The sequence below is a fragment of the Pseudomonadales bacterium genome (assembly GCA_013215025.1).
Taxonomy (GTDB): Bacteria; Pseudomonadota; Gammaproteobacteria; order Pseudomonadales; family DT-91; genus DT-91.
Genome location: JABSRR010000024.1, coordinates 1 through 13976 on the forward strand (window position 1 = coordinate 1; position 13976 = coordinate 13976).

A 13976-nucleotide genomic window follows, 5' to 3' on the forward strand; every position below is an offset into this window, starting at 1 on the left:
CCACCGCCAGAGCCGCCCATAGTAAAAGACGGGCGAATGATACATGGAAAGCCAACCATATCTAACACAGCAACGGCCTCATCCATATTATGCGCAATACCAGAACGCGGCGTTTCTAAGCCAATGCGCTTCATTGCATCATCAAACAGCTTTCTATCTTCAGCCTTATCAATTGCTTCTTTGGTTGCGCCTATCATTTCAACACCGTACTTTTCTAGCACGCCATGTTTTTCAAGCGCTAGGGCGCAATTTAACGCCGTTTGACCACCCATAGTCGGCAGCAATACATCGGGGCGTTCCTTAGCGATAATTTTTTCAACCGTTTGCCAGACAACAGGCTCGATATAAGTGGCATCTGCCATCGCAGGGTCGGTCATAATCGTGGCAGGGTTGGAGTTCACTAGGATGACACGAAAGCCCTCCTCTCGCAGCGCTTTACAGGCCTGCGCACCAGAGTAATCAAATTCACAAGCTTGGCCAATCACAATAGGGCCAGCACCGAGGATTAAAATAGATTGAATATCTTGTCTTTTTGGCATTGCTTATAGGTTCTTTCAATAGAGCCGAAAAAATTATCCCGGCTGCATACGGTTATTATCCAATAGCGATTAAGCTTGCATAGATTCAATAAAGCGATCAAATAAGGGCGCTACATCATGCGGCCCAGGGCTTGCCTCTGGATGCCCTTGAAAGCTAAACGCCGGGGTATCGGTTCGAGCAATACCTTGCAAAGAGCCATCAAATAAGGAGCGATGCGTAGCCACTAAGTTATCAGGCAAAGAAGCCTCATCCACTGCAAAACCATGGTTCTGCGAGGTAATCATCACAACTTTGCTGTCCAAGTCTTGCACCGGATGGTTGGCACCATGATGACCAAATTTCATTTTTAAGGTTTTCGCACCTGAAGCTAAGGCCAATAGCTGATGCCCTAGGCAGATACCAAAAACGGGGACTTTATGTGCTAAGATTTCTTGAATCGCAGCAATCGCATAATCGCAAGGCTCTGGATCGCCAGGACCGTTTGATAAAAACACGCCATCAGGTTTCATCGCTAACACCTCAGCTGCAGGTGTTTCTGCCGGGACAACAGTTAAAGCGCAGCCGCGGTCAGCCAACATCCGCAAAATATTGCGCTTTACACCAAAATCATAGGCGACCACATGGAATTTTGACGCATTGGCATTGCTATGCCCAACACCCAACTCCCAAGAGCCTTCATGCCAAGCATATTGCGATGTCGTGCAAACCTGCTTGGCTAAATCCATGCCAGCTAAGCCAGCAAAATCCTTAGCTTTGGCCACCGCAGCATCAACATCAATATTTTGACCTGCTACTAAACAACCCGATTGCGCACCTTTATCCCGTAAAATACGGGTCAAACGACGTGTATCAATATCTGCAATGGCAACAATATTGTGACGCTGCAGATATTCTGACAAGGTTTCAGTGCTTCTGAAATTGCTTTTTAATAAAGGTAAATCTCGAATAACCAAGCCTTGTGCCCAAACTGAAGAAGACTCTTCATCTTCAGGGTTAACACCAACATTACCAATGTGCGGGTAAGTCAAGGTGACAATTTGGCGCGCATAGGAGGGATCGGTAAGGATTTCTTGGTAGCCAGTTAAGGCAGTGTTAAATACAACTTCACCAATAGACTCCGACTCAGCGCCGATTGAAATACCGTGAAATACACTGCCGTCTGCAAGGGCTAATAGAGCTGGGACTGTCAAGCAAACCTCCGAATATAGATAGGATACGCTGCAATTATTGCCTCTAAGCATAGACAATCATCCAACTCTACCGAAAACTTTTCTACTCAATGCGGTAAATCAGAGCAGCTCATATCTTCAATGCAAATTTCGATAGACTAAAATTGGCTTAGCTTATGGCAATGAATCACGCTTTTTTACTTATCATGTTTTCACTGCCACTCTCGCAGCACCAGATCGCTGATAGGGCGACTCAGGTAAGAAAAATGTATGAAAAACGATAAGTTAAGTCTCGAACAAGACTCAATTGCTGGAGGCGAATTATACGCAAAGCTATAGCGGAAAGGCAATCGCTTTCTAAGCAAAAGCGATAAATTGTACTAAGTCGCCAGATTGAGTTTGACGATTATTGGCGATGCGCGCAAATCCGTCAGCATTAACAACCGAACTCAGCACCCCAGAGCCTTGATGAGCATAAGGCTCAAGCCATATTTTCTGCTGATGGATTATTTTACGCACCCGTAAAAACTCTTCTCGACGTGGAGAAATTGGTTGATCCAACGCTATCGGATAATGCTCGAGCACCTTAGAAGACTCACACCGCCCCTGCAAGTGACGAATAAACGGCAATGCAAACAGCTGCATTGAGGCAAATGCCGACACTGGATTGCCCGGCAAAGCAAGAATAGGCGTGTCTGCAACCTGACCCCATGCCAGAGGCTTACCCGGCTTCATCGCGACTTTCCAAAAATCTAAATGCCCAAGCTGATCAATCGCCGTTTTAATAAAATCAGCATCGCCAACCGACACCCCACCAATGGTAATGATCAGGTCATAGTCACTCGCCAGTGACGACAATAAAAGTTTCGTTTCATGCAGCGTGTCATTCACATGAAACACCGAAACATCGCAGCTAGACGATTGCAAAATCGCAGCCAACATGGGCTGATTAGAGTTATAGATTTGGCCACGCCTTAAGGACTGCGGGCCAGCTGCAACCAACTCATCGCCGGAAGAAACCAACGCAACACTAAGGGCCTGGTAAACCTCAACCTCATACAAACCCAATGAACTGAGTAAACCAATCGCCGCTGCCGTCAATATGGCGCCTTGCTGCAATACGCGGTCACCAAGCGCTATGTCTTCACCCACTTGTCGAATATGCTGCTGACATCTGATCGGCATAGCCGAGGGCTTAACAACAACCGTATCCCCTGCAAATTCACAATCTTCTTGTAAGATAACTGCATCGGCACCATGCGGTAACACGGCACCGGTAAAAATACGACAGGCTTGACCAATCTGCAGTGGCTCAGGATCTTGACCAGCAAAGACTGCTTGCTGCATCGGCAAGACCTGATCAAGATCCGTACTATCAAGATTGATCGCAATACCATCCATGGCTGAATTAGAAAATGGCGGCACAGCCATCGGCGCCAAAATATCGGCTGCTAAGATTCTATGTTGCGCCTGGGGTAAGGATATACGTTCAATACCTGGCGGCGCTTTAGAAAACTGTTGTTGCGCATGCTGCATTAATTGCTGCTGGGCAGTATCGAATGCCATCATAAGAAGTGAATTATTGCCTAACCGCCAGTGACATTCATAAAGCGTACAACTTGAACATCGTCACTACTGTGATCAAATTGATGCGACTCAGGCTTCGCCGCCATCGCCGCAATGATAGTTTGCTTCAACTGCACAAGCTGCTCCTGCTCATCTGTATGAGCGCGAATGACAGCACGCAAATCAACCGACGACTCTTGCCCCAAACATAAAATCAATTCACCTTTACGGGTTAAACGCACACGATTACAGCTACTACAAAAATTATTACTGTGCGGAGAAATAAAGCCTAACTCAGTGCTGCTGCCGGCAATTTTGTAATATTCCGCAGGACCGCTTTGCGCGCGTTTTTCGAGCATTGGCAGCAAAGTATACCGCGCCGCAAAATGCTCTTTTACTTGCTGATTTGATAAAAAATGTGCACTGCGTGAATAATTCGGCATGCTGCCCAGCGGCATTTCTTCGATAAAGGCAATATGAATATTTTGCTTAATCGCAAAGTCCAGTAAATCATCAAGCTCATGATCGTTTACACCGGCCGAAACCACAACATTTAAGCGGATACGTTTAACATCCAATTCGCTCGCGCGGCTGATACCAGACAGCACCGCTGATAAATCACCACAGCGCGTAATGCGTTTAAAGTTATCGGCTTGCAGCGAATCTAGGGAAATATTTAACTGCTGAACTTTACTCTGCTTTATCGCCGCAGCTTTTTGAATAAGTGTTGAGCCATTTGTGGTCAAGGCAATCGTTTGCAAAGCGTCAATGCCGCTTAAGGCAGCCAGTAAGAAATCAAAGTCTGGATGAATCGTGGGTTCCCCACCTGTCAGGCGAATTTTGCTCACCCCAAGCTCAGTGAACGCTCTAGCAATCATCAGCAACTCAGTACTTGCCAGTTGCTCCTGACGTGGCTCGAACTGCATCTGCTCAGGCATGCAATAGGTACAGCGGAAATTACAACGATCTGTTAACGAGATACGCAAATAGTTTATCCGCCGGCCGAAGGCATCGATTAACTGCGTCATACGAATAAGCTCGTCATCTTACTGAAGCATTACTGCTCGCTAACTTTTGTTGCAGCAGTAATAAATCCTCTTCGGTGTTGATATTAAAATGCATTTTAGCAAGACTCGCCTCAGAAAGCATGTCATGCACATCGAAAGCCTGGTAGCCCACCGCGTCAAACCACTGCATCACTGACCTGCCACCCTGGGTAAAGAAATTGTGCAGTTGCTGATAGATGTTGTCCTTTGCACTAAAGTCCAGTCGGATAACAGCAATTAATGGCTGCACTCTACCTGCGACCGCCAAACAGGCAATATCAAAATTTGTCGAAGCCGCCAGCTGAGCCGCCAGCTGCTGATAAATATCTGCTTGCAGGCCATACACATCACAACTTGAGACAGCCAACCACGGCGCATCTTTGCATGCATCGTTCGATTGACTGCGCATTTGTTGAATATGCTCAAGTACCGCTAGCAGACCAGCCAAGGGGCCCTCCGACGAGACCTCTTGATCAGGCAACAATTCAACCCTTGCATCATCGTATGCGTCTAGAATGGCAGAGTACTTCGCAATGCCTGCCGACTGAATCGACAACCATATATGCCTACTGAAGCCTGACAACATCGTTATCTGATGATGCAGCAAAGATTGTCCGTGAATTTCTATAAAAGCCTTGTCGCGTCCCATTCGAGAACTTTGACCACCAGCTAAGACAACTGATAACATATTCAATATCTTTAGTTGTAACTCACCTATCATAAACTATAAGGGACTGCCTAATGCATAAAAGTTTTTTCCAGATCGCGTTTAGTTTTGGACTTTTCATCTCAAGCTTACTGATCAGTCATCTAAGTAGCGCAGATACACTTGACTTATCATTAAGCGATCAAATGGTCGAGATAGATTGGCGCAGAGATATTGGTAATGCTGCCGTAGCCGAACTTAGCTACTTGCACAGCGAAGATAATCGAGAAGATTCAGACATTGTTGGTGTTGGACTTTTTATCACTACATCTGCTCAGCAATTTGACATCCGCATGGGCGGAAAGTTATTTTACTTTTTTTCTAAAGATATTGATTCAACCGGCGTGAGTCTAGGTGCCGATGCCAATTATCGACTAACACGTCAATTTTTCATTGGTGGCTCAGCTTTTTATTCGCCCGATATTCTAACCTGGGGTGACTTCGATAACTTTATAGAAAGTGACATCAAAGTAGGCTTCAAGCCAGCCAATAATGCGTCTCTGTATATTGCCTACCGCTATTTAGAGGGCAGCCAAGGAAAGTTCGATTTTGAGCCTTATGACGGCTTACTCATAGGTTTTGCTGCTGACTTTTAATTACTGATCAATATAAAACTCAAGCGCCAGACTGAGTGACCAGGATGGCGCATATTGTTGCTGCTCATAAAAATCCACCCGCGGCACAAGGTCACCAAAAATCCAATCATTATAAATCTCACGAATTGCCCTTAACTGCAGATAATAGTTTTTTACCCCCAATTCTGACAGCGGGTCATAGAAGCCACCTGCCTGCGCCACCCATTCAAGACGCTGGTTGGCAATATATATCAGCGATGATACGTTACTGTAAGAAAATGTCTGGCTCTCATCGGTCCAGCGCGCTTTGCTGGCGTTGCTAAACTCCCATTGCTGATTTATATATTTGCTAAACAAAAAGCGCGTTTGGTAACCAGAATCACGATCATTAAAAGCAAAGGCCTTATGTTGCCAGCTTGCGCGCCAGGTTTCAGACCACTGATAAGACTGTGTCAAGGTGAGACGTGCGAATGGATCAACTGGCTGACTCCAGCGCAAACCTAAATCAAAATCAAATTCCCACTGATCAGTCTGAAACACAATCCAGCGAATACTGGTATTTACATTACGATCGCGATCACGTAGCTGATTATCTGGATTTCGATCGAAATTCTGATTACTCAGATCTTTCAGATCATCTGCATCTGATGCCAAAATAAACTGAAATTGATCGCTCATCCAGGCGGCAAGTCGGTTTTCTGTGCGTGGAAAGTCAGTCTTCAGCTTAAAATCTACATCACTACCTGGGTCCTCACCCTCAAATGTATGACGTAAACGCAGATAAGCATAGCTGTCTGAAATCAAAGCCATGTCGTCATCAGAAAAAAACATATCCACCGAGGAGGTAATTTGCTTCCAATATTGCGCCGCTGCCTGCCGCCGCTGATCCAGCCAATGTGGCTCAAGCTCAGCCTGAACTGGTCCGAATTGCGGCGCTAGATAAACTAATTCACCGTTCACAACCTGCCAAGTCTGCAAATTTGGCCAAACAGCATCATTTTCTGCCAACACATCACAACAAAATGCTGAAAGGGGCAACAATACCCATACCCTACAACCCATTACGCTTTCTCATTCCTTGATAAATGGACCCGCTTACTGATTGAGCTTAAGCATAAGCTTAGCTAAATTCTTGCCGCTTCGATAGCGCAACACTATTGCAGAAAGTTTTAAATATCTCAGATCAGTCCTGCTAAATATGCTAAAGTAGCCGCGTTTAAAAGCCACAACCCGTGCACTATAAGGACTGATTATGCTGCGAGTGCTTCACATCTCAATGTTATTGCTAAGCCTAGCCTTACTATCAAGCTGCGGGGCAATCATAAGCAATCAAACGGAAAAGTTATCTGATAATCTATCAGCAACTATTCTAAACTTTGAAGATCCCGAGACCGTCAAAACTGCGACGCCAACCTTTTTAATTCTTATCGACAGCATTGCCAATCAAGACAGTGCCAGCGGCAAAACTCAAATGGTTGCCGCACAAATGTATGGCAGCTTTGCCGGTGCATTTGTAACTGAACCCAAGCGTCAACGTTTATTGTCGAATAAAGCCTGGGGTTATGCGCAGTCAGGCAGCTGTAAAATTGATACGCTATTTTGTGATTTACCTCAGCTGGACAATAAGCGCTTTAACAGCATTGTTAGCGATATTCCCGACAAGCATCTAGATACCGCATATGCTTATGCTGTCGCTTGGCTGGCATATATTCAAACTAACAGTAATGATTGGACTGCACTGGCCCAATTAGCGAGAGCGCAAGTCATGCTCGAGAGAGTCGTAGAGTATGATGAAACTATCGACAATGCAGGCCCGCATCTTTATCTCGGCGCTATTGCCGCTTCGCTACCGCCATCTCTGGGTGGCAAACCTGAACAGGCAAAATACCATTTTGACCGCGCAATTATGCTCACCGAAGGGAAGAGCCTGTTAATAAAAGTTGAGTACGCAAGACGTTATGCGCGTGGAATTTTTGACAAATCGCTACACCACCAATTACTTTCAGACGTACTACAGTCTCCTATTAAATACGATGGCCTAACCTTAATGAATGCCTGGGCTCAAGCCGAAGCTGAACGTTTGTTAGCCACCGAAGATGACTACTTTGATTAATAAGCACTGATTTAATGAATAAATTTATGTTACTTATCCGCTCGATACTCCTGTCGACCCTGTTAAGCTTTTGCTTTTTTACCAATATAGCGCTGGCTACAACATTTAAAATTGCGACTTTATCCCCAGACGGCTCGCAGTGGATGCAAATTATGCGTCAAGCCGCCACTGAGGTAAAAACCGCCACTGACGGTAGAGTGAAGTTTCGCTTTTATCCGGGCGGAGTGATGGGCAATGATGCTGCCGTATTACGCAAAATGCGTTTAGGTCAACTGCAAGGCGCTGCAGTTCCAGGTGGCGCTTTGGCTAAATTTGCACCAGAAACGCAAATTTACAATATTCCCTTAACCTTCCGCTCGTTCGAAGAAGTCGATTTCATCCGCAGCCAGCTTGACAGTAAACTTATGGCCGCATTTGAAAATGCCGGCTTCGTTAATTTTGGTCTAGCAGAGGGCGGCTTTGCTTATTTAATGTCAAAAAAGGTAATTGCTGACCCCGCTGACTTGAAAGAAAAAAAGGTGTGGGTTCCAGCTGACGACGCAGCCAGCCAAGCTGCTGCCAAAACCTTCGAAATAGCCCCTGTGCCGCTGGCGCTTGCCGACGTTTTAGCCAGTTTACAAACGGGACTTATCGACACGGTTACTTCATCGCCTATCGCCACTATCGCACTGCAGTGGCACACCCAGGTGACCTCAATTACCGACCTACCATTAGTGTATTTCTATGGCATTCTTACGGTTTCGGAAAAAGCGTTTAGCAAAATTTCAGCCTCTGATCAGCAGCTGGTTCGCGCCATCATGGGCAAGGCATTTGAAAAAATTGACAAACAAAACCGCATCGATAATCAGTCTGCCCTGACGGCACTNACTCAACAAGGCATTCAATTGATTAGCCTTGATGCGCAGCAAAAGATTGCATGGCAGGACAAGGTATCTCAGTCAGTGCGCTACTTTTTACAACAAGGCAATATACCTGAAGCCAATTACCAAGAGCTGCTTGTCAGCCTCGATAAATTCAGACAGCAATAAGCGAACCTTATGTTCAAGCGCTGTAGTAAATACTTACACTATATTGAAGATTCCTGTCTGGTTTTGTCATTGCTTGCACTCATCAGTATGAGTGTGCTGCAGGTTATATTGCGCAACAGCGGTTTCAGTGGCTTCATTTGGTTTGATAGCGCGAGCCGCATTTTAGTATTGTGGATGGCGCTATTAGGTGCTATGCGCGCCGCAAGGCTGCAAAATCATATTGCCATTGATCTAGTCAGTCATTATGCCTCACCCGTTTGGCATAAACGCATCCACTGCATCGTCTCCTTAGCGGGCTTTTGTATCTGCCTGTGCGCTGCATATTTTAGTTTTCGCTTTGTTCAATCCGAGTTTAACTACCCAAGCAATGCCTTCCTGAATATCCCCAGTTGGCTTGCGCAAAGCATTATTCCATTCAGCTTAGCGCTGATTGGCTTGCGCTTCTTACTGTTTAGCCTATCACCAATTACCGATAAGGAGTCGATGCTTGACTAGCTTAGGCTTTGTCGCATTGCTGTTGCTGGCAATATTGGGCACCCCCCTATTCGTTATTATTATTGGCGCAGCCATGCTGGGTTTTTATGCGAACGATATTCCACTGGAAGTCTTAGCGGTAGAGATCTATCGCATCGCCGACACCCCCATGCTGATTGCGCTGCCGCTATTCACGCTGACCGGATACCTATTAGCCGAAAGTAAAACTTCTGAACGTTTAGTAAGGGTCTCTCAAGCCTTGCTTGGCTGGCTACCAGGCGGTTTATCGATTATTGCATTGGTTTGTTGTGCTTTGTTTACCGCCTTCACTGGTGCCTCAGGGGTTACCATTGTCGCTATCGGTGCACTGCTGTATCCAGCATTGCAAAAAGTCGGCTATAAGCAACGATTTAGCTTAGGCTTAATCACCTCATCGGGCAGTTTAGGTCTACTTATAGCGCCCTCTCTACCGCTTATACTCTATGGCATCATTGCCCAGCAAATGCATATTGGCGAGCCCTTTACCTTGCAGGACTTGTTTATTGCAGGCCTAGCACCCGCAGGATTAATGATTGTATTACTCGCTGCTTACAGCATTTGGAGCAACCGTCAGCAAGGCATTCAGCAACAAGCCTTCAGCGTAATGGAGCTTAAACATGCCTTATGGCAGGCTCGCTGGGAAATTCCGCTGCCTTTTGTCATTTTACTGGGCATTTACTCTGGCAGCTTAGCGATCTCTGAAACTGCTGCAATAGCCTGTTTATATGTGATAGTCATCGAAACGCTCATTTATCGTGAAATNAGCTTTATACAGCTGATTACAATCATGCGCAGGGCCATGACCATGGTGGGTGGCATTATCGTTATTTTAGCGGCGTCGCTAGCTCTCACCAATGTTATTATTGATGCAGAAGTGCCAGCCTATATCTTTGAATGGATGCAATCACATATCAGCAGTAAATGGACATTTTTAATCGTACTGAATATTTTATTACTGATACTCGGTGCATTTTTAGACATTTTTGCAGCCATTGTTATCGTCGTGCCACTGATACTGCCGATTGCAGTGTCTTACGGAATTCACCCGGTACATTTAGGCATTATATTTCTGGCGAATATGCAAATTGGCTATTTTACACCCCCGGTTGGCATGAACTTATTCATTGCCAGCTACCGCTTTAAAAAGCCGATAACCGAACTTTATCAAGCTACCATACCTTTTATGTTAGTGTTGATGCTGGCTTCAATTTTAATAACTTATATACCTGCCTTATCTTTATTTTTTATTGACTAAAGCAGTTAGCGTTTTCAGCAAAGTTATCAATCAAACATCAGCAAGCCGTTTCACTGTATGCCTATGCTATAGTTGCAATATCGTCTTGATAGCATGTTTTGTCAAAGGTAGGCGTTGCTATGCTCCCCATTTTATCTGCTAAAAATATGCAAGCCTGGGACAGCCATACCATGCTGTCTAAGGGTATATCTTCTCTTGAACTGATGGAGCAGGCCAGTGAAGCCGTATTTCAAGATTGCCTGAAAAGGCTTTCGCCAGCCGCGCAGCTGCTTATTTTTGCAGGCCCTGGTAATAACGGCGGCGACGCTTTGGCAGTGGCAAGAAAATTGATTGCCAGCGAATTTACCGTAAAAATTATTATTCCAGACTGCGTTCAACGCTTCAGCTCGGATAATGAAAGCAATCAACAGCGACTCGCAAACTATCAAATAGATATGCTGTCAGTAGATGACTGTAAAGCGCTGCTTGCAATCACCCATAAAGACGCAGTGATAATCGATGGTTTGTTTGGCACGGGTTTAAATCGCCCACCAAGCCCAGAGTTTGTCGCGATCATTTCTGCAATCAACGATTTTCCGGGCACTGTGATCAGTATCGATATTGCATCCGGGCTGATGAGCGAGCCGACATCCGCTCCGGCCAATAGCATTGTTGCGGTCAAACCGAACGTCACTTTGTGCTTACAAACACCGATGCTAACGCAGCTATTACCAAGCTATGCCGCGTTTACAGGTAAGCTTGCCATTCTAGATATTGGTTTAGCGCCTGAGTTTTTAAGCACCGCAGATGCGCCTGAAAGGCTGGCCAACTTGCTGCAGCTTGAAGACTTCCTGCCAGAACAGCGGAAATTATTCAGCCATAAAGGTTTATTCGGCCATGTGCTTCTGGTCGCAGGCTCAGCAACAATGCCGGGCGCGGCAATATTAGCAAGCGGCGCAGCACTTCGCTCGGGCGCAGGCCTAGTCACATGTTGTAGCGATAGTAAAGTTCAACAGGCCTTAATCGCACAATTTCCGGAAGCCATGTTATGTAGTGATACGCCATCCGATTTGAATCTTGCACCCTACAGCGTGGTTGCTATTGGGCCTGGACTAGGGACTACAGATCGGGCACAGAACAAATTGGAGAGCTGCCTTCAGCATGCAGCAATGAGTCAGCAGCCTGTAGTCATTGATGCAGACGCGATCACATTATTGGCAAAATACAAGGATTGTAAAGCCATGTTAGGTGAGCACTGTATTCTGACGCCGCACCCCAAAGAGTTTGTCAGGCTGGTCGGCGATTTTCAGAATGAGCACGAGAAACTGAGTAAACTAAGAAAATTTTGCCAGCAATATAAATGTTTTATGATCTTGAAAGGCGCCTACTCCATCTTATGCGAGCCAAATGGCGAATGGAGTATTAGCCCAATTGCTAATCCGATGCTGGCTACGGCTGGCTCGGGTGATGTACTAACCGGCATTTTAGCCGCCAAAATTGCAAGCAGCAAAGATATCAAACAGGCTGCCATTCAAGCCATGCTGATACACGGCATGAGCGCCTCGTATTGGCAGCAGCAGGGCTGTCAAAAGCTAATCGCCAGCGACTTGATTGCCGCGTTAAAGTTTATCGCATAAACTAAACTTTTTCGGCGACAAAAACTTCATGGCTTTGATACATCATATTGATCACCCTTGGGTTGAGGGCATACGTGTCGGCCGAACCGGGCCTCGTGGTAACTACCGAATAAACACTAGCTGCATCATTTATCGACTAGGCGATACCATTATCGACACCGGCCCCAGCCGTGAATGGAAACTGGTGCAGCGCTTTTTATCAGAGCGCGGCATTCAACAAGCGCTACTGACACATTACCATGAGGATCACAGCGGTAATTGCGGCCATATTCATGACTGTTTCAATGCTACCATTCGCGCACATATTAATAGTCATGGTCGCCTCAGCCAAGGCTATGACATCAATCTGATTAGTCGCTATCTGTTCGGGCAAATCAGCTTCACACCACTTGATGCCATGGCAACATTTCCAGACAGCTTAACACTGCATGATGGTATAGCATTAACGCCACTGCATATGCCAGGGCATACCGATGACTTAGTCTGTTTGCACGAGCCAAATCGCGGCTGGCTGTTTTCAGGTGATCTTTATGTAGCCAGTCAAACACGTTATGCGCATGAAGAAGAAAATATTGGCCAACACATCGAAAGCCTCAATAAAGCCATTGCCTTAGACTTCGATGAATTATTTTGTGCACACCGAGGGCATCTTAAAAACGGTAAAGAATTGCTGATCAAAAAGCGTGACTTTTTAAGCGAATTTCAACAGCAGGTGGTCCATCTGCATTCTCAAGGACAGTCGATCCGAGCAATCACTCGACAGCTACTGGGCCGAGAGGACAGCGTAGCCTGGAGTTCATTCCATAAAATGTCGAAACAGCACTTTGTGCGTGCCTGCTTAAAAACGTTGGAGCCAAGCCTATGAGTATTAATTGGTTTCCTGGCCATATGCANAAAGCTACTCAGGAGATTAAACAGGCGCTGCCAAATATTGATATCATCATTGAGGTACTGGATGCTCGGATTCCTTACAGTAGTGAGAACCCAGTTATTCGTAAGCTCTGTCAGAAGCATGCTGACAGTCAAGTAAAAGGCGGCCGCACACCATCGATTAAGCTTCTCAATAAGTGTGACTTAGCAGACCCAGAACAAACGGCCTTATGGCTTGATCACTTTGCACAGCAGGCCGATGTGAAGGCGATAGCTATCAGCCAGCAACAAGCACAATCTATTCACACTCTGCCTGAGATTTGTCGGCAGCTCGCACCTGAAAAATTTAGTCAAGCTGGGGTATTGGACTGCCTTATCATGGGTATTCCAAATGTCGGTAAATCAACCATCATCAACACTTTAGCTGGCCGACAGATCGCAAAAACTGGCAACGAACCAGCCGTTACCAAAGGTATGCAAAAAATCAATTTACGCAACGGCATTATGCTCTGGGACACGCCCGGCATTTTATGGCCAAAGTTTGACAACCAAGCCAGTGCTTATCGTTTAGCCGCCACCGGTGCAATCAAAAACACCGCGATCAGCAGTGATGATATTGCTTTTTTTGCCTGTGACTACCTACTTACACATCACCCTGCGCAGCTGCAGCAGCGTTACCAATTGGCAGATTTACCGCCCACAGAGATTGACTGTTTGCAGGCTATTGCCATGCAGCGCGGTTGCATCACGAAAGGCGGCAGAGTAGATTTAGAAAAAGTGTGTAACTTGTTGCTCACCGAATTACGTGATGGCCTGATTGGCAAATTCAGCTGGGAAACACCAGCCATGGCAATGGCGGAAGAAGCGCAAGTTGCTGAACAACTAGCTAAGCAACGTGCTAAAAAAGAACAGCAAAAAGCTGCACGAAAAGCCAAGTTTAAAAAAAATAAATCATCCTGATGCCTATCATCATGAGCGT

14 protein-coding genes are annotated in these 13976 nt (G+C 45.8%); 8 read left to right on the forward strand and 6 right to left on the reverse strand.

What is annotated here, in order from left to right; genetic code table 11:
• From carB to HRU21_03220, 5 genes are all read right to left on the reverse strand, one after another.
• Nucleotides 1-539: carbamoyl phosphate synthase large subunit (carB, locus tag HRU21_03200; GenBank protein ID NRA41297.1), on the reverse strand; the 539-nt coding region annotated here is incomplete at its 3' end.
• A gap of 69 nt (nucleotides 540-608) precedes the next feature.
• On the reverse strand, nucleotides 609-1781 hold the full coding sequence (carA, locus tag HRU21_03205; protein ID NRA41298.1) for a glutamine-hydrolyzing carbamoyl-phosphate synthase small subunit: 1173 nt from the start codon (nucleotides 1779-1781) through the stop codon (nucleotides 609-611).
• 285 nt (nucleotides 1782-2066) lie between these two features.
• A complete protein-coding gene (locus HRU21_03210) occupies nucleotides 2067-3278 on the reverse strand; it encodes a molybdopterin molybdotransferase MoeA (GenBank protein ID NRA41299.1) in 1212 nt (403 codons plus the stop codon).
• 17 nt (nucleotides 3279-3295) lie between these two features.
• Nucleotides 3296-4303: a GTP 3',8-cyclase MoaA gene (gene moaA, locus HRU21_03215; GenBank protein NRA41300.1), complete on the reverse strand. Its 1008-nt coding sequence runs from the start codon at nucleotides 4301-4303 to the stop codon at nucleotides 3296-3298.
• Between the two features lie 13 nt (nucleotides 4304-4316).
• On the reverse strand, nucleotides 4317-5009 hold the full coding sequence (locus tag HRU21_03220; protein ID NRA41301.1) for a molybdenum cofactor guanylyltransferase: 693 nt from the start codon (nucleotides 5007-5009) through the stop codon (nucleotides 4317-4319).
• Nucleotides 5010-5062: 53 nt separating this feature from the next.
• Here HRU21_03220 and HRU21_03225 point away from each other — a divergent pair, with 53 nt between their 5' ends.
• Nucleotides 5063-5623 carry a hypothetical protein gene (locus HRU21_03225; protein ID NRA41302.1) on the forward strand — a complete coding sequence of 187 codons (561 nt, stop codon included), beginning with the start codon at nucleotides 5063-5065 and terminating at the stop codon, nucleotides 5621-5623.
• On the opposite strand, the gene HRU21_03230 is transcribed toward HRU21_03225, so the two are convergent.
• Nucleotides 5624-6643, reverse strand: a complete 1020-nt coding sequence (locus tag HRU21_03230; GenBank protein ID NRA41303.1) for a hypothetical protein — start codon at nucleotides 6641-6643, stop codon at nucleotides 5624-5626.
• Nucleotides 6644-6854: 211 nt separating this feature from the next.
• Between HRU21_03230 and HRU21_03235 the strand changes: the two genes are divergently transcribed.
• The 7 genes from HRU21_03235 (at nucleotide 6855) to ylqF (ending at nucleotide 13957) form a co-directional block, all read left to right on the forward strand.
• Nucleotides 6855-7715 carry a hypothetical protein gene (locus HRU21_03235; protein NRA41304.1) on the forward strand — a complete coding sequence of 287 codons (861 nt, stop codon included), beginning with the start codon at nucleotides 6855-6857 and terminating at the stop codon, nucleotides 7713-7715.
• 14 nt (nucleotides 7716-7729) lie between these two features.
• Entirely contained in the window at nucleotides 7730-8743 is a 1014-nt protein-coding gene (gene dctP / locus HRU21_03240; protein ID NRA41305.1) for a TRAP transporter substrate-binding protein DctP, read from the forward strand.
• A gap of 9 nt (nucleotides 8744-8752) precedes the next feature.
• On the forward strand, nucleotides 8753-9238 hold the full coding sequence (locus tag HRU21_03245; protein NRA41306.1) for a TRAP transporter small permease: 486 nt from the start codon (nucleotides 8753-8755) through the stop codon (nucleotides 9236-9238).
• The gene (locus HRU21_03250) at nucleotides 9231-10511 is read left to right on the forward strand and encodes a TRAP transporter large permease subunit (GenBank protein NRA41307.1); all 1281 of its coding nucleotides are present in this window, start codon (nucleotides 9231-9233) and stop codon (nucleotides 10509-10511) included. Before HRU21_03245 ends, HRU21_03250 begins: the two co-directional genes overlap by 8 nt.
• 119 nt (nucleotides 10512-10630) lie before the next feature.
• The gene (locus HRU21_03255; GenBank protein NRA41308.1) at nucleotides 10631-12127 is read left to right on the forward strand and encodes an NAD(P)H-hydrate dehydratase; all 1497 of its coding nucleotides are present in this window, start codon (nucleotides 10631-10633) and stop codon (nucleotides 12125-12127) included.
• A 28-nt stretch (nucleotides 12128-12155) separates the two neighbouring features.
• Nucleotides 12156-12992, forward strand: a complete 837-nt coding sequence (locus HRU21_03260) for an MBL fold metallo-hydrolase (protein ID NRA41309.1) — start codon at nucleotides 12156-12158, stop codon at nucleotides 12990-12992.
• A complete protein-coding gene (gene ylqF, locus HRU21_03265) occupies nucleotides 12989-13957 on the forward strand; it encodes a ribosome biogenesis GTPase YlqF (protein ID NRA41310.1) in 969 nt (322 codons plus the stop codon). Before HRU21_03260 ends, ylqF begins: the two co-directional genes overlap by 4 nt.
• The last annotated feature ends 19 nt before the right edge of the window (nucleotides 13958-13976 follow it).

What these genes read in the sequence shown, in the direction of transcription:
- HRU21_03255 (NRA41308.1), top strand. Translation starts at nt 10,631, where the DNA reads ATGCTCCCCATTTTATCTGCTAAAAATATGCAAGCCTGGGACAGCCAT.
- HRU21_03245 (NRA41306.1), top strand. Translation starts at nt 8,753, where the DNA reads ATGTTCAAGCGCTGTAGTAAATACTTACACTATATTGAAGATTCCTGT.
- HRU21_03235 (NRA41304.1), top strand. Translation starts at nt 6,855, where the DNA reads ATGCTGCGAGTGCTTCACATCTCAATGTTATTGCTAAGCCTAGCCTTA.
- HRU21_03220 (NRA41301.1), bottom strand. Translation starts at nt 5,009, where the DNA reads ATGTTATCAGTTGTCTTAGCTGGTGGTCAAAGTTCTCGAATGGGACGC.
- HRU21_03225 (NRA41302.1), top strand. Translation starts at nt 5,063, where the DNA reads ATGCATAAAAGTTTTTTCCAGATCGCGTTTAGTTTTGGACTTTTCATC.
- carA (NRA41298.1), bottom strand. Translation starts at nt 1,781, where the DNA reads ATGCTTAGAGGCAATAATTGCAGCGTATCCTATCTATATTCGGAGGTT.
- moaA (NRA41300.1), bottom strand. Translation starts at nt 4,303, where the DNA reads ATGACGCAGTTAATCGATGCCTTCGGCCGGCGGATAAACTATTTGCGT.
- HRU21_03260 (NRA41309.1), top strand. Translation starts at nt 12,156, where the DNA reads ATGGCTTTGATACATCATATTGATCACCCTTGGGTTGAGGGCATACGT.
- HRU21_03210 (NRA41299.1), bottom strand. Translation starts at nt 3,278, where the DNA reads ATGATGGCATTCGATACTGCCCAGCAGCAATTAATGCAGCATGCGCAA.